The 17,169-nt window shown below is 61.5% G+C and carries 17 protein-coding genes; 11 read left to right on the top strand and 6 right to left on the bottom strand.

Annotated elements, in window-relative coordinates; all coding sequences use genetic code 11:
- Window positions 1-27: 27 nt before the first annotated feature.
- The 5 genes from FFV09_RS01110 to FFV09_RS01090 all read right to left on the bottom strand — a co-directional run bounded on the left by FFV09_RS01110 (window position 28) and on the right by FFV09_RS01090 (window position 4,730).
- Window positions 28-804: an STM4013/SEN3800 family hydrolase gene (locus tag FFV09_RS01110; RefSeq protein ID WP_246098535.1), complete on the bottom strand. Its 777-nt coding sequence runs from the start codon at window positions 802-804 to the stop codon at window positions 28-30.
- A 62-nt stretch (window positions 805-866) separates the two neighbouring features.
- Window positions 867-2,201 carry an STM4014 family protein gene (locus FFV09_RS01105; RefSeq protein ID WP_141445965.1) on the bottom strand — a complete coding sequence of 445 codons (1,335 nt, stop codon included), beginning with the start codon at window positions 2,199-2,201 and terminating at the stop codon, window positions 867-869.
- Window positions 2,198-3,049 carry an STM4015 family protein gene (locus FFV09_RS01100; RefSeq protein WP_141445964.1) on the bottom strand — a complete coding sequence of 284 codons (852 nt, stop codon included), beginning with the start codon at window positions 3,047-3,049 and terminating at the stop codon, window positions 2,198-2,200. The genes FFV09_RS01105 and FFV09_RS01100 overlap by 4 nt, the downstream gene beginning before the upstream one ends.
- A gap of 176 nt (window positions 3,050-3,225) precedes the next feature.
- Complete coding sequence (locus FFV09_RS01095; RefSeq protein ID WP_141445963.1) at window positions 3,226-4,326, bottom strand: DUF1648 domain-containing protein; 1,101 nt, start codon at window positions 4,324-4,326, stop codon at window positions 3,226-3,228.
- Window positions 4,323-4,730 (bottom strand): GntR family transcriptional regulator, encoded by a 408-nt coding sequence (locus FFV09_RS01090; protein WP_141445962.1) that lies wholly within the window; start codon window positions 4,728-4,730, stop codon window positions 4,323-4,325. Before FFV09_RS01090 ends, FFV09_RS01095 begins: the two co-directional genes overlap by 4 nt.
- A gap of 187 nt (window positions 4,731-4,917) precedes the next feature.
- Between FFV09_RS01090 and FFV09_RS01085 the strand changes: the two genes are divergently transcribed.
- The 5 genes from FFV09_RS01085 to FFV09_RS01065 all read left to right on the top strand — a co-directional run bounded on the left by FFV09_RS01085 (window position 4,918) and on the right by FFV09_RS01065 (window position 10,468).
- On the top strand, window positions 4,918-5,130 hold the full coding sequence (locus FFV09_RS01085; protein ID WP_141445961.1) for a hypothetical protein: 213 nt from the start codon (window positions 4,918-4,920) through the stop codon (window positions 5,128-5,130).
- 76 nt (window positions 5,131-5,206) lie between these two features.
- Window positions 5,207-6,628, top strand: coding sequence for a dihydrolipoyl dehydrogenase (gene lpdA / locus FFV09_RS01080; RefSeq protein ID WP_141445960.1), 1,422 nt, complete (start codon window positions 5,207-5,209; stop codon window positions 6,626-6,628).
- A 392-nt stretch (window positions 6,629-7,020) separates the two neighbouring features.
- Window positions 7,021-8,052 carry a thiamine pyrophosphate-dependent dehydrogenase E1 component subunit alpha gene (locus tag FFV09_RS01075; RefSeq protein ID WP_141445959.1) on the top strand — a complete coding sequence of 344 codons (1,032 nt, stop codon included), beginning with the start codon at window positions 7,021-7,023 and terminating at the stop codon, window positions 8,050-8,052.
- Between the two features lies 1 nt (window position 8,053).
- Window positions 8,054-9,037 carry an alpha-ketoacid dehydrogenase subunit beta gene (locus FFV09_RS01070; RefSeq protein WP_141445958.1) on the top strand — a complete coding sequence of 328 codons (984 nt, stop codon included), beginning with the start codon at window positions 8,054-8,056 and terminating at the stop codon, window positions 9,035-9,037.
- Between the two features lie 27 nt (window positions 9,038-9,064).
- Window positions 9,065-10,468, top strand: a complete 1,404-nt coding sequence (locus FFV09_RS01065) for a dihydrolipoamide acetyltransferase family protein (protein WP_141445957.1) — start codon at window positions 9,065-9,067, stop codon at window positions 10,466-10,468.
- A gap of 233 nt (window positions 10,469-10,701) precedes the next feature.
- Here the strand turns inward: FFV09_RS01065 and prli42 are convergent, their stop codons facing one another.
- Window positions 10,702-10,797: a stressosome-associated protein Prli42 gene (gene prli42, locus FFV09_RS01060; protein ID WP_141445956.1), complete on the bottom strand. Its 96-nt coding sequence runs from the start codon at window positions 10,795-10,797 to the stop codon at window positions 10,702-10,704.
- Between the two features lie 202 nt (window positions 10,798-10,999).
- Between prli42 and FFV09_RS01055 the strand changes: the two genes are divergently transcribed.
- The 6 genes from FFV09_RS01055 (at window position 11,000) to lysA (ending at window position 16,855) form a co-directional block, all read left to right on the top strand.
- Window positions 11,000-12,127 carry a M20/M25/M40 family metallo-hydrolase gene (locus FFV09_RS01055; protein ID WP_141445955.1) on the top strand — a complete coding sequence of 376 codons (1,128 nt, stop codon included), beginning with the start codon at window positions 11,000-11,002 and terminating at the stop codon, window positions 12,125-12,127.
- Window positions 12,128-12,175: 48 nt separating this feature from the next.
- Complete coding sequence (locus tag FFV09_RS01050; protein WP_141445954.1) at window positions 12,176-12,739, top strand: NUDIX domain-containing protein; 564 nt, start codon at window positions 12,176-12,178, stop codon at window positions 12,737-12,739.
- A gap of 109 nt (window positions 12,740-12,848) precedes the next feature.
- A complete protein-coding gene (fur, locus tag FFV09_RS01045) occupies window positions 12,849-13,304 on the top strand; it encodes a ferric iron uptake transcriptional regulator (protein WP_141445953.1) in 456 nt (151 codons plus the stop codon).
- A gap of 261 nt (window positions 13,305-13,565) precedes the next feature.
- Entirely contained in the window at window positions 13,566-14,450 is an 885-nt protein-coding gene (xerD, locus tag FFV09_RS01040) for a site-specific tyrosine recombinase XerD (protein ID WP_141445952.1), read from the top strand.
- A gap of 86 nt (window positions 14,451-14,536) precedes the next feature.
- Complete coding sequence (locus FFV09_RS01035) at window positions 14,537-15,367, top strand: purine-nucleoside phosphorylase (protein ID WP_141445951.1); 831 nt, start codon at window positions 14,537-14,539, stop codon at window positions 15,365-15,367.
- Between the two features lie 153 nt (window positions 15,368-15,520).
- Window positions 15,521-16,855 (top strand): diaminopimelate decarboxylase, encoded by a 1,335-nt coding sequence (gene lysA / locus FFV09_RS01030; protein WP_141445950.1) that lies wholly within the window; start codon window positions 15,521-15,523, stop codon window positions 16,853-16,855.
- Window positions 16,856-17,169: the final 314 nt, after the last annotated feature.

The following is a 17,169-nucleotide window of genomic DNA, read 5'->3' as shown; positions in this document are numbered from 1 at the left end:
TCGGGTGAGTTATCGGTTAGGCTGGCATTAGAGCATGAATTCCCGGTAAGGCACGTTCCATACGGTCTCGTGCGCCAGGCGATGGCCTTCGTAGCCGTCTTCGCCGTACGCGGTGCCGTGATCGGAGAAAGCCATGCAGAACGCCGGGTTGTTCCGGCGGCGCACCGCGTCGAACAGCCGTCCCAGTTCGGCATCGGCGTAACGCAGCGCGGCGCGCTGGCTGTCGACCGAATCGCGCCGGGCGCCGGGCAGGAAAATATGGTTCGGCCCGTGCATCGCCGAGACGTTGACGAACAGGAAGAACCGTTCGTCCGTCGGAATTTCGTCCAGCAGTTTCAGCGCGTGGTCCACCTGATGTTTCGTGGACTGCGGATTCGTCACGCCGAAGTTCATCCGCCAGAAGCTGCGCTGGAAATAACCGGGCAGCACGCGGGCGAGCGGCACTTTTTTCGTGAAAAAGATGACGCCGCCGATACACAGCGTCCGGTAGCCTTCCGCCGCAAGCCCCGAGACGAGGTCCGGCGTGTCGAACAGCCACGTATGCGGATGCGTCTTCAGGCCGGTGTTGCGGGAATGGAACAGCCGGACATGCGAAGCTTTGTCCGGATCGGCGGGCGTCGGCAGAAATCCGCCGAAGAAAGCGTGATGCGCCGCGTACGTGAAGCTGCCGGGCGAATGCCGTTTCTCCCATGAACCGCTGCCGCACAGATTGGGGCAGTTGGCTTCTTCCAGCACGGCGGCGTCGTAACGCAGCGTGTCGAGCGTAATCATTAACAGGTCGTGCGTGCCGACGACTTCGTTCATATTGACGGAACGCCGGGAAGCGGAGTCCCGGGCAGCGCGGTCGACGGTATGGCGATCGTGATTCATCGAAATTCTCCTCTCGGCGCGGCGCCGCTTGCCGTCTCAGCCCGCCGGTGCCACAGCTGCATCTGCCAGGCGTACGGATCGAGCCCGTCGACCTCGACGCGGCGCAGCAGGTCGCCGAACGGGTTGACGTCGGCGATATACGGACGGCCGGTATTGCGGTCGGTCAGCACGTCGATGCCGGCCGAAGCCGAGCCGGGAAAAGCGCGCAGCGCCGCGAGCGCTTCGCTGCGCGCCGCTGCCAGCGCGTGATCCGGCAGTCCGGACGCGCCGGTTGACAGCCGGCGGCTGCGCAGATGCAGATTGGTCATCGGCGACTCTCCTACGCGCACGACCGAATGCCCCGCTTCGCCGAAAGCGACAAGCTGCCGCAGGTCGAGCGGCCGGCCTTCCAGCGAAGCTTTGGGAATCCAGCGCTCCGCGTGGACGCCGTGGCCGCATAAATAGTCGATCAGCGTCCGGATCCGCTCCGGATCGGTCAGCGTGCGAACCCGCTTGGAGTTGTAAAACACGCCGGGACGCTGGATATACACTTCGGCGTCCAGCGTGGTTGTCGCCCGCTGCGCGCCGGTGCGCGGATTGATCTGGTACGCGATCACGCCCGACGCGGCGGAACCGAACGCAAGCTTGAGGAATACCCGGTGCATGCGCCGGTCCAGCATGAGCTGGCGCACCGCTTCGCAGCCGGTCAGAAGTTCGGGCTGCGCCAGCAATTCGGGCACCGAGACGCCGGCGCCGGCCAGCTTGCGGTGGCACGCCCGCTTGTCGAACATGACGGCGATCTCCGCCGGATCGTTCCAGAACGACGCCGTCGGCCAGGCGTCGGCCGCTTCCCGGCGCAGGCGCGCCAGCAGCCGGCAGAAGCCGCGGAACCACTGCGACGGGTGCATCAGCCGCACGGGACGTTCCGCGAGCGCCAGCGCCTGCGCTTCCGGCATCCGGTACGGATCGCGGCGTTCGCGCAGCGGCAGCAGGTCGTCGCCGTCGTCGCGCTCGGGCGAGCCGAGCGCGATCAGCGCGCGTTCGACGCCGAAATGCTCGCCCGGCGCGTCCAGCCGGATCAGCGGCACGGTTCCCGCCGGCAGCCCCGCCCGGGCGGCCGCTTCGCCGAGCGGCATGCCCGAGAGCAGCCGATCGTACGCAACGACGATCGGCGCCGGCAGCCCGAGCGAGCGCAGGCCCGCCTGCAGGCCTTCGGTACGTTCGCCGTCGGCATGGGCGATCAGCAGCAGCGGGGCAGAGCGCGGATGGGGCAGCCGGAAGTCCCATCCGGCAGCGGCAGCGGCGCCCAATCCTGCGCCCACGCCGCCCGAATGCACAGTCCGTTCCTTCATTCCGTCAACGACGGATACCGGTATTCTTCGCCTTCGTACTTCTCCGTCTCCTGGCGATCGCTGACGTCGGCGTTCGGCAGCTGCGCCGCAGCGGTACTCGTCATGGCCTCGGACATGAAATGGTAATGCAGGTCAAGCGCGGGCAGGCGGCGGACTTTGTCGCTGGCGAGCAGCGCTTCCGCGCCGACGTCGCTCAGCGTGCCTTCGGACAGGTCGAGCGTCTCCAGCGTGTCCAGCAGTTCGGACTGCGCCAGAGCGGCGGCGATCTCGTCCTGAATCTCGCTGTCTTTAAGGCCGAGGTAGACCAGATTCGGGAACAGTCCCGGCTTGGCGACGGCCAGCACCTGTTCGAGCGATGCGTCGAAGCCGTAGTTTTCTACACCCAGATACAGTTCGAGCTTGCGCAGGGCGGGCAGTTCGGCTTCAGCGATCGAAGACAGGACCCTGGCCGGCAGGCCGCCGCAGACGATAATCAGTTCTTCCAGCTTCGCGTGCCGGATCGGGCCCAACGCAAGATCCGTGCTGCCCTTGACGGTCAGCGACCGCAGTTCCGGAAAAGCCGCGAACAGCGGACTGAGGTCCGACTGCATGATCCACGACACTTCGCATTCCTCGGAATCCATATCGCCGATATACAGGCTGCGCAGCTGCGGAAAACGGTCTTTCAACCGCACGAGCGCTTCGACGACCGGCTGCGACGAATTTTCGTACGTGCCGCCCCAGTCGCCGATCACGAGCTTCGTCAGCTGCGCCGCTTCCGGCGTGTCTGCCAATTGTTCCAAAAGAGTGTCCATCGTCTGTCCGGCTTCGTAATCGTCGTACCCGATGCTTAACTTCGTTTCCGTCATGCCGATCCCTCCCGAAGGTATGTAATAGAGAACTTGGATCCAACCTAACATCGGGAAGAGGCGTGCGTCAAGTTAAAAAATAGGAACTTGTGTTCTCTTTTCGAAGATGCCTCGTCCGGTGCCGCGCATGAAAAAGCCGTCCGTCCCCATACGGGGAACGAACGGCTTGCGCAGGATTAACGGCTCGCCCACATCGCCGCCGCGACCGCGGCAAGCGGAAGCAGCACGGAAGCGGACATGACGAGCCAACTGAGCGGACGGGCAAAGTTGAACGTCCAGCCGAGACCGACCCTTTTTTCGACCATGAAGGCGGGGTCCTGCGGGTTGTAGTAGAACGCGCCGCCGCGCCAGTAGCGGTCTTCGCCGTGATGCCGGTTGGCGCCGACTTCGAGCAGGCCGCGCCGATGCACATAGAAGAAGAAAGCGGCCGGCAGCGCAATAAGCAGCAGCGCGAAGATCAGCGCATACCCGGCCGACAGCGTACCGCGGAAATCGTACGTGCTGCGTGCCTGAATCCAGCCGAGCAGAAGCACGACGGCCAGCGACAGGAAAAAGAGCACGTAGGCGTTGGCGCCGCGGAACCGATTCTGCTTGCGCAGCGAACCGGCGGGATCCGACGGATCGAGGTTCTGGCGCGTGCGTCCGATCGAGAGATGGAGGCCGACGAACAGCGCGGTCATAAGCGCCTGCAGCAGATTCAGGGCGAAGACGCTGACGAGCGATTTGGCCGCGTATTGGTCCGGAATGCCGGCGGCATTGAAATGCGTCGGAATCTGCTGCGGAATAGACTCCCAATAGACGGCAGCCAGCACGGCGCAGCCGATCAGAATGACGGCGTGCAGCAGATAGGCCCAGGTCGGGATGCCGGTGGAAGGACGCTCCGCTCCCGTTCCGATATAGGCGGTCCGTCTGGACGAATCGGGAGCAAGCCAGTTCCGCTGCGATTTGAGCTCCAGTGCCCGGCGGCGCGAGAACGTCCAGGCTCCGGCCGCGGCGAGCGCCTGGGGCACCAGCAGCGCGGCCAGCGTCCAGCCTTCGGCGCCGCCGGACAGTCGGTGCGCGGCGAACGCCAACAGCAGGCCGAGCAGGGCGCCGCACAAGCCGAGGGAGAGAAAAGTGCGGCGGATCCGCCGCACCTGCGGCAGGCCGCGTTCGGCGGGCGGCACGTAGACGCCGAGCAGCATGGCGTTCGTCAGAAACGGCAGGCCGAGCAGACACAGCAGCCAGATCAGGTCGATCACGGCGATAACGAGGACAAAAGCAAGTTCGGCATTCATAGGGAAGAGCCTCCTTCGGGCGGGGGATTTTGGATACTGCGGTAGAGCGTCTGCATAAGCTCGGTCAACTCTTGTTCGTTCAGGCCGCGGGCCGAAGCTTCGGCCGCCAGCGGACGCAGGTCCCGCCTCAGGCGGGCGAGAAACGCTTCGTCGGCGGCGGGAAGCGGACCGGGCTGGACGATGACGCCTTTTTTGCGGTGGATCTCCAGAAAGCCTTCCTGCTTGAGCGTCTGGTACGCTTTGTTGACCGTATGCAGGTTGATGCCGAGATCGGCGGCCAGCGCGCGGACGGACGGAAGCGGCTGTCCGGCCGCAAGCTTGCCCGAGGCGATCCCTTCGATCAGTTGGTCGGCAAGCTGTTTGTAGATCGGCACTTCGGATTGCAGATCGAGTTCGACGAACATGTGAGCCCTCCTTTGTCTACTTGTTATATTTATAGTATAACAGATAGAACTAACCGTCAACGCCTTTTGTTTCGAATCGTGCGGCAGACCGGAGCGGGCGGGCCGCTGGAGAAAAATGCGCAAACTCATGGTATGCTAGAAAAGACGGGCCGGCTGGCTCGAAGCGGGAAACGGAAGGATGAACGAGATGAGCGAACAAAAGGCGGACGACGAAACGCGTTTGAACCGTTTACGCGAGCGCGGCGTGCTGGAATCCGGTGAAGCGGAATGGATCGAAGATCTGCTGCATCGCCTGGAAGAAGCCGAAGCGCGAAGCCTGAGGCTGCGCGAAGCTCTATTGAAAGCGAACGGGCACAAGCCGACGATGTCGACCAAACTGCGCGACGCGCTGTACGAATAAGCAAACGGAACCCGAATCAACCCATAAGCAGCAGGAACCGGAATCAACCAACCCCATGACGGAGGGATACAACCTAATGACCATTACATGCGATGTCGCCGTGCTCGGCGGCGGAACAGGCGGATATGTGGCCGCGATCCGCGCGGCGCAGCTCGGCAAGGAAGTCGTAATTATCGAACGCAGCAAGCTGGGCGGCACCTGCCTGCACCGCGGCTGCATCCCGACCAAGTCGCTGCTGCGCAGCGCGGAAGTCTTCTCGCTGTTGAACCAGGCCGAAGCGTACGGCATCGAAAGCGCCGGAGGACGGCTCGTTTTCCCCAAAGTCCAGGCGCGCAAGCGCGAGATCGTGGACAAGCTGCACCAGGGCGTCCAATATCTGATGCGCAAAAACAAAATCCGCGTCGTTGAAGGCAGCGGGCGGATCATCGGTCCTTCGATCTTCTCGCCGCGCAGCGGCGCGGTGGCGGTAGAGCTGCCGGACGGCGAAATGGAGACGGTCGTCTCCGACCATCTCGTGATCGCCACCGGTTCGCGTCCGCGCGTCATTCCGGGCCTCGAACCGGACGGCGTCTTCATTCTGAGCAGCGACGAAGCGGTCGACCTGGAGAAGCTGCCGGCTTCGATCCTGATCGTCGGCGGCGGCGTGATCGGCGTGGAATGGGCTTCGATGCTGCGCGATTTCGGGGTCGAAGTGACGCTCGTCGAGATGGCGCAGCAGATTCTGCCGGGCGAAGACGAAGAAGCGGCCCGCGAGCTTTCGCGATTGCTGCAAAAACGCGGCGTGAACATTCTGACCGGCGTCGAACTGCGTCCCGACACGTACACGTCCGGCGAAGGCGGCGTATCGATCTCGGCGGCGCATCAAGGACAAGACCTTACGTTTGAAGCTTCGCAGATGTTCGTCTCGATCGGACGGACGGCCAACGTCGAAGACATCGGCCTGGAAAATACCGATATTCGCGTCGAAAAAGGCAGTATCGCGGTCAATGCGCATTTCCAGACCGGCGAATCGCATATTTATGCCGTGGGCGACTGTATCGGCGGACTGCAGCTGGCGCATGCCGCCAGCCACGAAGGGCTGGCCGCGGTGAACCATCTGGCCGGCCAGCCGGGGCATCGCTACGATCCGCTGTTCGTGCCGAGATGCGTGTACACGCATCCGCAGATCGGCAGCGTCGGCATGACGGAGAGCCGGGCGCGCGAGCTTGGCCGCAGCGTGAAATCGGCCAAAGTGCCGTTCTCCGCGATCGCCAAAGCGCTGATCGAAGGCCATTCCGACGGCTTCGCCAAAGTCGTCGTCGATACGCAGACGAACGACCTGGTCGGCGTGCAGATCATCGGGCCGCACGCGACCGAACTGATTGCCGAAGCGTCGCTTGCGGCCGTGCTGGACGCGACGCCGTGGGAAGTCGGCAATGCGGTGCACGCGCATCCGACGCTGTCCGAAGCGCTCGGCGAAGCGATGCTCGCGATCGACGGCAGCGCGATCCATATCTGATCGGCCTGCCGGGCCCGGCGGATATTCCACTCGCTTCGCTCCGCACCTGCTGCCGGCGCCGAAGCGGGTTTTCGTCGTCTGTGCTCCGCAGCGGCAGAAGCCGTCTTCGCACCCCAAGAAGGGCGCACGCGCCGATACGTTTCGACGACATCGCCGCCGCGAGGCTTGCGGGGCTGCGGTAAAGCGCCGCTTTTCTTTTTTACGGGAAAAGGATTATAATAGGTTCGAGTTCGGAATTAGTACCTGGTTTTAAGACGTCGTGTTAGAAAACGCGAAAAAGCCGTTACGGAGCACCCAGCGTGCCGAACGGGTAATAAAGACCGGGGAAGGCCCCGAAGCAAGCCGGTCGATACGGCCGAACATCGTTTACGACTTTTAAGGAGGTTCAATCCATGAACCAAAAAGCAACGGCCGCTCCGCATCAGCTCCACCGCGAAGTCGGTCTGGACGACAATCGCGCCGTCGATATGTATAAATGCATGCTGCTTGCCCGCAAGTTCGACGAACGCTGCCATCTGCTGCAGCGGGCGGGCAAGATCAATTTCCACGTTTCCGGCATCGGCCAGGAGACGGCGCAGGTCGCCGCGGCGTTCGCGCTCGATACCGGCAAAGACTACTTCCTGCCGTATTACCGCGATTACGGCTTTATGCTCGGCGTCGGCATGACGACGCGCGAGCTGATGCTGTCGGCGTTCGCCAAAGCGGAAGATCCGAACAGCGGCGGCCGCCAGATGCCGGGCCATTTCGGCAGCAAACGTCTGCGCGTCCTGACCGGATCGAGTCCGGTTACGACCCAGGTTCCGCACGCGGTCGGCGCGGCGCTCGCTTCCAAAATGCGCGGCGAAGGCGCCGTCTCGTTCGTGACGTTCGGCGAAGGGTCGAGCAACCAGGGCGATTTCCACGAAGGCGCGAACTTTGCCGGCGTGCAGAAGCTGCCCGTGATCATGATGTGCGAGAACAACCAGTACGCGATCTCGGTGCCGATTGCCAAACAGTTGGCCGGCAAAGTCAGCGACCGGGCGCTCGGCTACGGTTTTCCGGGACTGCGGGTGGACGGCAACGACGCGCTGGAGATGTTCCGTGCGGTCAACGAAGCGCGGCAGCGCGGCGTAAGCGGCGAAGGCCCGACGCTGATCGAAGCGATGATGTACCGCCTGTCCCCGCACTCCACCTCCGACAACGATCTGGCTTACCGGACGAAGGAAGAAGTGGACGCGAACTGGGAAAAAGACGGTCTGCCGCGCTACAAGCAGTATCTGGTCGAAGCCGGACTGTGGAGCGAAGAGCAGGAAGAAGAGTATGTCAAAGAAATCGCCCAGGAGCTGAAAGAAGCGACGGAATACGCGGACAAAGCGCCGTATCCGCGCGCGGAAGACACGCTGCTGCACGTATACGCGGGCGACGGAGACGGAGGAGACAACTGATATGCCGATGATGGAATATATCGACGCGATTCGCCTGGCGATGAAGGAAGAGATGGAGAAAGACCCGTCCGTATTCGTGCTCGGCGAAGACGTGGGCGTCAAAGGCGGCGTCTTCACGACGACCAAAGGGCTGCAGGACCAATTCGGCGAAGACCGCGTGATCGACACGCCGCTTGCGGAATCCGCTATTGCCGGCGTGGCGATCGGCGCGGCCATGGTCGGCATGAAGCCGATCGCCGAAATGCAGTATTCCGACTTCATGCTGCCGGCCACCAACCAGATCATCAGCGAAGCGGCCAAGATCCGCTATCGCTCCAATAACGACTGGGACTGCCCGATCGTCGTGCGCGCGCCGATCGGCGGCGGCATTTTCGGCGGTCTGTACCATTCGCAGTGCCCGGAGTCGATCTTTTTCGGCACGCCGGGCCTGAAGATCATCGCGCCGTATTCGGCGTACGATGCCAAAGGGCTGCTCAAAGCGGCGATCCGCGATCCCGATCCGGTGCTCTTTTTCGAGAACAAAAAGTGCTACAAACTGATCAAGGAAGACGTGCCGGACGACGATTATATCGTACCGATCGGCAAAGCGAACCTGCTGCGCGAAGGCGACGATATCACGGTCATCAGCTACAGCCTTCCGCTGCACTTCGCCATGCAGGCGGCCGCGGAACTGGAGCAGGAAGGCATCACGAGCCATATTCTCGACCTGCGCACGATCCAGCCGCTTGACCGCGAAGCGATCATCGAAGCGGTGCGCCGCACCGGCAAAGTGCTGATCGTGCACGAAGACAACAAGACCGGAGGCGTGGGCGCCGAAGTGGCCGCCATCATCGCCGAGGAATGTCTGTACGACCTGGACGCGCCGATACGCCGCCTGTGCGGACCGGACGCGCCGGCCATGCCGATCAATCCGCCGCAGGAGAAGTTCTTCATGCTCAGCAAAGACAAGCTGCTGCAAGCGATGCGGGAACTGGCTCTTTACTAGTCTTGTACCTATAGAGGAGTGAACGCAATGAGTACAACGAATACGACGCAAAAAGACATCGCGATGCCCCAGCTCGCCGAATCGCTCGTCTCCGCGACGATCGCCAAATGGCTGAAACGTCCGGGCGACACGGTCGATCTGTACGAGCCGATCTGCGAAGTCATTACCGATAAAGTCAACGCCGAGATCCCGTCGACGGAAGAAGGCGTGATGGGCGAGCTGCTTGCCGCCGAAGGCCAGGAGATCGCCGTCGGCGAGATCATCTGCCGCATCGTGACCGCCGGCGCGGCTCCGGTCGAAGCCGCCGCCCCGGCCCCGCAGGCCGCGGCTCCGAGCCCGGCTGCGCGTCCGGGCGATACGGCCGCGCCGCAGGCCGCGTCCGCCGGCGAAGCGGGCAGCATGCGCGCCCGCTTCTCGCCGGCCGTACAGGCGCTTGCCGCGCAGCACGGCCTCGATCCGGCCGTCATCCCCGGCACGGGCATGGGCGGCCGGGTCACGCGCAAAGACGTGCTCCAATACGTGGAGCACGGCGGCGCGTCCCAAGCGGCCGCATCGGCCGCTCCCGCGGCGCCGTCCGCGCCGCAGCCCGCCGCGGCCTCATTCGCCGCACCGCAGCCGCCGATGTTCGCTTCGTCGTCGATGACGTCGCAGAACGAAGTCCGGCATTCCGGCCTGCATCTCAGCGAGAATCCGAAGCTGCCGAAGATCGAGATCGAAGAAGGCGGCCGCGGCGCCAACGAGACGTACATCGACATTACGCCGATCCGCAACACGATCGCGACCCGCATGCGCCAGAGCGTATCGGAGATTCCGCACGGCTGGATGATGATCGAAGTCGACATGACCAATCTGGTCAAACTGCGCAACAAGCACAAAGACGAGTTCAAGCGCAGCGAAGGCGTCAACCTGACGTACCCGGCATTCGTCATCAAAGCGGTCGTCAACGCGATCAAGGACTACCCGATCATGAACTCTGTCTGGGCGGTCGACAAAATCATCGTCAAGCGCGATATCAACATCTCGCTTGCCGTCGGCACGGAAGATTCGGTCCTGACTCCGGTCATCAAAAAAGCCGATCAGAAAAACATCGCGGGTCTCGCGATGGAAATCGACGACCTGGCCCGCCGCACGCGCGAGCGTACGCTGAAGATCGACGATATGCAGGGCGGCACGTTCACCGTGAACAACACGGGTTCGTTCGGCTCGATCCTGTCGCAGCCGATCATCAACTATCCGCAGGCCGCGCAGCTGACGTTCGAATCGATCGTCAAGCGTCCGGTCGTAATCAACGACATGGTCGGCGTCCGTTCGATGGCGAACTTCTGCCTGTCGCTGGATCACCGGATTCTCGACGGCCTGATCTGCGGACGGTTCCTGCAGCGCGTCAAAGAAAATCTGGAAAGCTACTCGCCGGATACGAAGCTGTATTAAGTTTCGCTGCACGCTTCGGCGCTTCAGCGTTTGAGGTGTTCGGCATTTGACGTGTTCGATCCTGTTTCTCGGATCGTGTTCCGACACGGAAGCGTGCGTTTGGACAACCGGTTTTTTTCGACAAAAAAGCTTCGGCCCGCGCGGGGTTCCGCGCGCAGCCGAAGCTTTTTTGGTTCGTCGAATGTTCGGAAGTGTCCGAACGGCGCCGTGTCTTGCGACGTTTCGCCTGTTTTTTATACGAAAACCTGAAGCAGTCCGAGAAAGACCGAACCGACCATGGCGATAATCATGAGCCAGATAAAAATTTTGAACCATTTTTTGTTCTGCATGAAGCCGTCAAACCCCTTTTCGTCCATGAATGGGAGCCTACGCGCCGCCGCTTTTTCGCCGCGCCGTCTCTCCTTTTTTGGTTTTTTATACGTTTACTAGTAAGATAGAAGCAGAAGGGGCGGGTTGCCGTCGAGCCGGGCTGCCGCGCAAACCGCTCATGATATTCATTTTAACTTATCGGGAAAGCGGAGGGAAGTTTATATGATCGATACACAACGATTGGTGCACGAATTTCTGGAATTGGTGCAAATCGATAGCGAGACCCGCAGCGAACGGCTGATCGCCGACGTGCTGACGAACAAGTTCAAGCTGCACGGTCTGGAAGTCGTCGAAGACGATTCGGCGTCGCGCTCGGGACACGGGGCGGGCAATCTGATTGCGCGGCTGCCGGCGACCGAAGGCGTGGACGCGCCGAAGCTGTTTTTCACCTGCCATATGGACACGGTCATGCCGGGACTCGGCATCAAGCCGGTCATCGGCGAAGACGGCTGGATTCGCAGTTCGGGCGACACGATTCTCGGCGCCGACGACAAAGCCGGCGTCGCGGCGCTGCTCGAATTGATCCGCGTGCTGCGCGAACAGGAAATTCCGCACGGCCAGATCCAGTTCGTCATTACGGCGGGCGAAGAATCCGGGCTGATGGGCGCGCGCGCGATGGATGCGTCCCTGCTGGACGCCGAACTCGGTTTTGCGGTCGATTCGAACGGCGAAGTGGGCGAGATCGCGGTATCGGCGCCGACCCAGGCCAAGATTACGATGGAAGTCCACGGCAAAGCCGCGCACGCCGGCGTCAACCCGGAAGACGGGATCAGCGCGATCCAGGTCGCCGGCAAAGCGATCGCCCGCATGAAGCTTGGGCGGATCGACAAGGATACGACGGCGAATATCGGCAGCTTCTCCGGCAGCGGCGCGACCAACGTCGTGATCGACTACGCGAAGCTTGAAGCCGAAGCGCGCAGCGTCGTGCAGGAGAAGGTCGATGCGCAGATCGCTTCGATGAAGGAAGCGCTGGAATCCGCCTGCGCGGAATTCGGGGCTACGGCGGGATTCGAGAGCCGGATCGTCTATCCGTCGTTCAACCACGCGGACGATTCCGAAGTGGTGCAGCTTGCGAAAAAAGCGGCGGCGCAGCTCGGGCTCAGCGGCCGGACGTTCCAGTCGGGCGGCGGCAGCGACGCGAACGTGTTCAACGGGTTCGGCGTGCCGACGGTCAATCTGTCGGTTGGCTACGAACATATCCATACGACTTCCGAACGGATCAAAGTCGAAGATCTGGGCAAGCTGGCCGGATTCATCGTCGAGATCGTGCGTCAATCGGTACGGGCTTAACACGGCTTGAAGACTTAACCATCCAACAGACGAGAGGCGGAATGCAGCATGGAACCGGGCAAAGAAAAATTGTGGGAAACAACGGTCGGCAGCGAACCGATTTTTGACGGCAAGATCATCAAGGTCCAGATCGACACGGTCGAACTGTCCGACGGCACGCAGGCCAAGCGCGAGATCGTCAAGCATCCGGGCGCGGTCGCCGTGCTTGCGATCCGGGGCGGCAAGCTGCTCGTCGTCGAGCAGTTCCGCCAGCCGCTTGGCCGCACGGAGATCGAGATTCCGGCGGGCAAGCTCGAACCGGGCGAAGATCCGCGCGAAGCGGCCGCGCGCGAGCTTGAAGAAGAGACCGGCTACCGCGCGCCCGAGCTGCTGCACCTGTCTTCCTTCTATACGTCGCCGGGCTTTGCGGACGAGATCATTCATTTCTATGCCGCCGAGAACCTGACCGAAGGCACGCTGCATCCCGACGAAGACGAGTTTCTGGAATTGACCGAGATTACGCTTGAAGAAGCGTTCGGGCATATCCGGGCGGGCCGGATCAGCGACGCCAAGACGCTTATGGCCGTGTACGCGTGGCAGATCCGGACGCTGACGGGAAACTGGCCGGTCTGAGCGCCTGAAACGTTTGACTTTGAAGCCGGGTAACTTCTATAATAGGGAACGTGAGTTTGACTGGAGAACGGCCGGCAAGAACGGGCATGCTCCGAGGGGGAGGAGAAGCATGGAAGCGCGGATCGACAATATCAAGCAGCAGCTGCAGTCCAAAGGATACAAATTGACGCCCCAGCGGGAAGCCACCGTTCGCGTGTTGCTGGAGAACGAAGAAGACCATCTGAGCGCGGAAGACGTGTTCATGCTGGTCAAGGAAAAGGCGCCGGAGATCGGTCTTGCGACCGTGTACCGCACGCTCGAACTGCTCAGCGAGATGCATGTGGTGGAGAAGCTGAACTTCGGCGACGGGGTATCCCGTTACGACCTGAGAGGCGAATCGAACAAGCATCACCACCATCATCTGATCTGCGTACAGTGCGGCAGCATGGACGAGATTCGCGAAGACTGGCTGCTTCCGCTCGAAGAGCGTCTGGAAAAAGAATTCCGGTTTACCGTTTTGGATCACAGGCTCGACTTTCAGGGAATCTGCCACCGCTGCAAAGCCAAGGAAGAAGACCAGGCTTAAGCGGTAGGCGGACAAGTTTTGTGCACGTGCCCGGGAAGATCGGCGAGCGGGCGCTGCACCCGTTCGGGCGACAGGGTCGCGCGTGCGCCGCAGCGGGCTCCGGAAGATCGAAATCGATCTTCCGGGGTTTTTTTGCGACGAATTTTTTGCCTTTTAAAGGAGTTCCGTACAAGCCGTGGAATCTTTAACAAACGGGATTCGGCAGCCCGCCCAAAAGGGCAGCAAGCGGCTTTCCTGAGGAAGTTTGGAGGAGGTCCATCAGTGAATACGCATTTGGACGCGTTTATAACGTATATGGCGGAGGAAAAACGACGCTCCGCGAGCACGCTCGAATCGTATCGCCGCGATCTGGCACAGTTCCTCGAATTCGCGGGCGGGCGCAGCTTGACAGCCGTGGACGAAGTTCGCAAATCGCATATCGCCGCTTATTTGAACGAGATGAAGCGTTCCGGCAAAGCGCCGTCCACCGTGATCCGCGCTTCCGTTTCGATCCGGTCTTTTTTCCATTACCTGATTCGGCAGTCGCTGATCGTCCACGACCCGTCGATGGATCTCGAGACGCCCAAGCCGGAGAAAAGACTGCCGATCGTGCTGACGGTAGGCGAAGTGGAACGGCTGCTCGACGCGCCGGACCGGGCGAACGCGCAGGGCGTCCGCGACAAAGCGATGCTGGAAGTGCTGTACGCGACCGGCATCCGGGTGTCGGAGCTGATCGCGCTGAACGTCGGCGATATCGATCTGGAACTTAAATTTCTGCGCTGCGGCGCGGCAGGCAAAGAGCGGATCGTGCCGATCGGGCGCATGACGGCTGCTGCGGTGACGGCTTACATGGGCGCCATGCGCGGCCAGCTGCTCAAGCGCGAAGACGAAGCAGCGCTGTTCCTGAACCAGCTCGGCACACGGCTGACGCGGCAGGGATTCTGGAAAATTATTAAAAAATACGCGGCGGCGGCAGAGATCGAGACGGACATTACGCCGCATACGCTGCGCCATTCTTTTGCCGCGCATCTGCTGGAGAACGGCGCCGATCTGCGTTCGGTCCAGGAGATGCTCGGCCATTCGGATATTTCGACGACGCAGATCTATACGCACGTCATGAAGCGCAACATGAAGGAAGTGTACGAACTGCATCATCCCCGCGCCTAGGCCGGAAGACTCAAACCTGTAACACACATGCCACACACTCAAATAAGAACCCTACTCAAATATGAATCAAACGGAGCGTGCACCTTATGACAACTTTCACTACCCATGCAGCAAGCATTCAGGAAGCGGCGGACTATATCCGCTCCAAGACGGAGCTGCAGCCGGAAATCGGACTGATTCTCGGTTCGGGTCTCGGCATTCTCGCCAACCTGATCGAAAATCCCGTCTCGATTCCTTACGAAGACATCCCGCATTTTCCCGTCTCGACGGTCGAAGGCCACGAAGGCGAACTGCTGCTGGGCACGATTCAGGGCCGTCCGGTCATTATGATGAAAGGCCGCTTCCATATGTATGAAGGCTACGGCCCGGAAGTAACGGCTTTCCCTGTACGCGTCATGAAGAACCTCGGCGTAACCGGACTGCTCGTCACGAACGCGGCCGGCGGGGTGAACACGTCGTTCACGCCGGGCGACCTCATGCTGCTGTCGGACCATCTCAACCTGACCGGCAAAAGCCCGCTGATCGGACCGAACGATTCGGCGCTCGGCGTCCGCTTCCCGGACATGTCCGAAGCGTACAGCCGCAGACTGCGCGCCGCCGCCCACGACGCCGCAGGCAAGCAGGGCTTCGCGTTCAAGGAAGGCGTATACGCCGGCCTGCTCGGACCTTCCTACGAGACGCCGGCCGAGATCCGCATGCTGCGTACGCTCGGAGCGGACGCGGTCGGCATGTCCACCGTATCCGAGACGATCGTGGCGCGCCACGCGGGCCTCGAAGTGCTGGGCATTTCCTGTATCACGAATATGGCCGCCGGCATTTTGGACCAGCCGCTGTCGCATGACGAAGTGATGGAGACCGCGGATCTGGTCAAAGAAAAGTTCCTCGGCCTCGTGCTGGCCATCATTCCGAATATGTAACGTCGCCCGTCAGGTGACAAAAACACAAATCTCCTGCGCTTTAGTCCATTCAGCGCGTATTCGAGGGTCTGCTATACTGGGTACAAATCCCGGGGCGGGCCCTCTTTCGTTAACGCTGGAGCGGCCGGGCCGGAACACATCGGAGGAATTGACATGTATCTGCACGGAAGTAGCAAGATCAATGCCGCAGGGCATTTGGAAATCGGGGGCTGCGACGTCGTCGAATTGAAGCAGACGTACGGCACGCCGCTGTACATTATGGACGAAGAACTGATCCGCCGCCGCGCGCGCGAATACCGCCAGGCGTTCGAAGCTTCGGGCCTGACGTTCCAGGTCGCCTACGCGAGCAAAGCGTTCAGCACGCTCGCCATGTGCCGCATCGCGGACGAAGAAGGGATGTCGCTCGACGTCGTGTCCGACGGCGAACTGTACACCGCGCTCAAAGCCGGCTTCCCGGCGCACCGCATCCATTTCCACGGCAACAACAAGACGCCGGACGAAATCGAAATGGCGCTGGACGCCAAGATCGGCTGCTTCGTGGCGGACAACTTCATCGAACTGCAAATGCTGCAGGCGATCGCGTCCGACCGCGGCGAGAAAGTGAACGTACTGCTGCGCGTGACGCCGGGCGTCGAAGCGCACACGCACGAATACATTTCGACCGGCCAGACGGATTCGAAGTTCGGCTTCGATATCCAGAACGGCACGGCGATCGAAGCGGTCCGCACGGCGGCGCAGCTTCCGAACCTGGAACTGCTTGGCCTGCACTCGCATATCGGCTCGCAAATTTTCGAGACCGACGGTTTCGAGATGGCGGTCGAGCGCGTCGCCGGCTTTGCCCGCAGCGTCAAAGAACAGCTGAACGTCGAGTTCAAGGTTGTCAACCTGGGCGGCGGCTTCGGTATCCGCTATACGGAAGGCGACACGCCGCTTGCCGTGGCCGAGTATGTCAAAGCGATCACCGACGGCGTGAAAAAGCACTTCGAAGGCATTGCCGCGCAGCTGCCCGAAATCTGGGTCGAGCCGGGCCGCAGCATCGTCGGCGACGCCGGCACGACGCTGTACACGGTAGGCACGAGCAAAGACATCCCGGGCGTGCGCAAATACGTCGCTGTCGACGGCGGCATGACCGACAACCCGCGTCCGGCGCTGTACGAATCCAAGTACGAAGCGATGCTGGCCAACCGGGCCGGCGACGCCAACGAAGAGACCGTCTCGATCGCCGGCAAATGCTGCGAGAGCGGCGACATGCTGATCTGGGACGTTGAACTGCCGAAGCCGAATACCGGCGACCTGCTGGCCGTAGCCTGCACCGGCGCGTACAACTACGCAATGGCGAGCAACTACAACCGCATCCGCCGTCCGGCCGTCGTCTTCGTCAAGAACGGCGCGAGCGACCTCGTCGTCCGCCGCGAGAGCCTCGACAACATTACCGGCAACGACGTCATTCCGGCGCGTCTGGAGAAACAGGGCGCGCAGGTCAAGTAAAACGCAAGCAATAACGGGAAGATTACGGGAAGGGGCAGCTTGCGCTGCCTCTTTTTGTTCGGTTCGGCGGCCGTTGAAGCAGACAGGCGAGAGCGATCCGCGATTTTTGCGCTTTGCGTCAGGTTGGCGAATCGGGCTGCGGGTACGGAAGCAAGCGGCAAATCCGGCGTTTACGTTGACAAAAAAGCAGCGTGGCCGGGCAAATTTCGTTTTTCGCTCCGTTACATTGCTTTTTAAGCAGCGTACGTTCCCCTTTTTTTAAGTATCCCGCGTTTCGGGTTTTGCTTTGTCCGCTTTTTTCGGGTACACTGGTT

Origin of the sequence: Saccharibacillus brassicae, assembly GCF_006542275.1 — a bacterium.
GTDB classification, from domain to species: Bacteria; Bacillota; Bacilli; order Paenibacillales; family Paenibacillaceae; genus Saccharibacillus; species Saccharibacillus brassicae.
The sequence above is the reverse complement of the archived record's forward strand: the minus strand, read 5'-3'. Positions and strand labels throughout refer to the sequence as shown.

Coding starts and splice junctions, on each gene's coding strand:
- FFV09_RS01090 (WP_141445962.1), bottom strand. CDS start 4,730: ATGTTCGTCGAACTCGATCTGCAATCCGAAGTGCCGATCTACAAACAG.
- FFV09_RS01105 (WP_141445965.1), bottom strand. CDS start 2,201: ATGAAGGAACGGACTGTGCATTCGGGCGGCGTGGGCGCAGGATTGGGC.
- FFV09_RS01110 (WP_246098535.1), bottom strand. CDS start 804: ATGAACGAAGTCGTCGGCACGCACGACCTGTTAATGATTACGCTCGAC.
- lysA (WP_141445950.1), top strand. CDS start 15,521: ATGTATCTGCACGGAAGTAGCAAGATCAATGCCGCAGGGCATTTGGAA.
- FFV09_RS01070 (WP_141445958.1), top strand. CDS start 8,054: ATGCCGATGATGGAATATATCGACGCGATTCGCCTGGCGATGAAGGAA.
- lpdA (WP_141445960.1), top strand. CDS start 5,207: ATGACCATTACATGCGATGTCGCCGTGCTCGGCGGCGGAACAGGCGGA.
- FFV09_RS01035 (WP_141445951.1), top strand. CDS start 14,537: ATGACAACTTTCACTACCCATGCAGCAAGCATTCAGGAAGCGGCGGAC.
- FFV09_RS01055 (WP_141445955.1), top strand. CDS start 11,000: ATGATCGATACACAACGATTGGTGCACGAATTTCTGGAATTGGTGCAA.
- fur (WP_141445953.1), top strand. CDS start 12,849: ATGGAAGCGCGGATCGACAATATCAAGCAGCAGCTGCAGTCCAAAGGA.
- FFV09_RS01085 (WP_141445961.1), top strand. CDS start 4,918: ATGAGCGAACAAAAGGCGGACGACGAAACGCGTTTGAACCGTTTACGC.
- FFV09_RS01075 (WP_141445959.1), top strand. CDS start 7,021: ATGAACCAAAAAGCAACGGCCGCTCCGCATCAGCTCCACCGCGAAGTC.
- FFV09_RS01065 (WP_141445957.1), top strand. CDS start 9,065: ATGAGTACAACGAATACGACGCAAAAAGACATCGCGATGCCCCAGCTC.
- FFV09_RS01095 (WP_141445963.1), bottom strand. CDS start 4,326: ATGAATGCCGAACTTGCTTTTGTCCTCGTTATCGCCGTGATCGACCTG.
- FFV09_RS01050 (WP_141445954.1), top strand. CDS start 12,176: ATGGAACCGGGCAAAGAAAAATTGTGGGAAACAACGGTCGGCAGCGAA.
- prli42 (WP_141445956.1), bottom strand. CDS start 10,797: ATGCAGAACAAAAAATGGTTCAAAATTTTTATCTGGCTCATGATTATC.
- FFV09_RS01100 (WP_141445964.1), bottom strand. CDS start 3,049: ATGACGGAAACGAAGTTAAGCATCGGGTACGACGATTACGAAGCCGGA.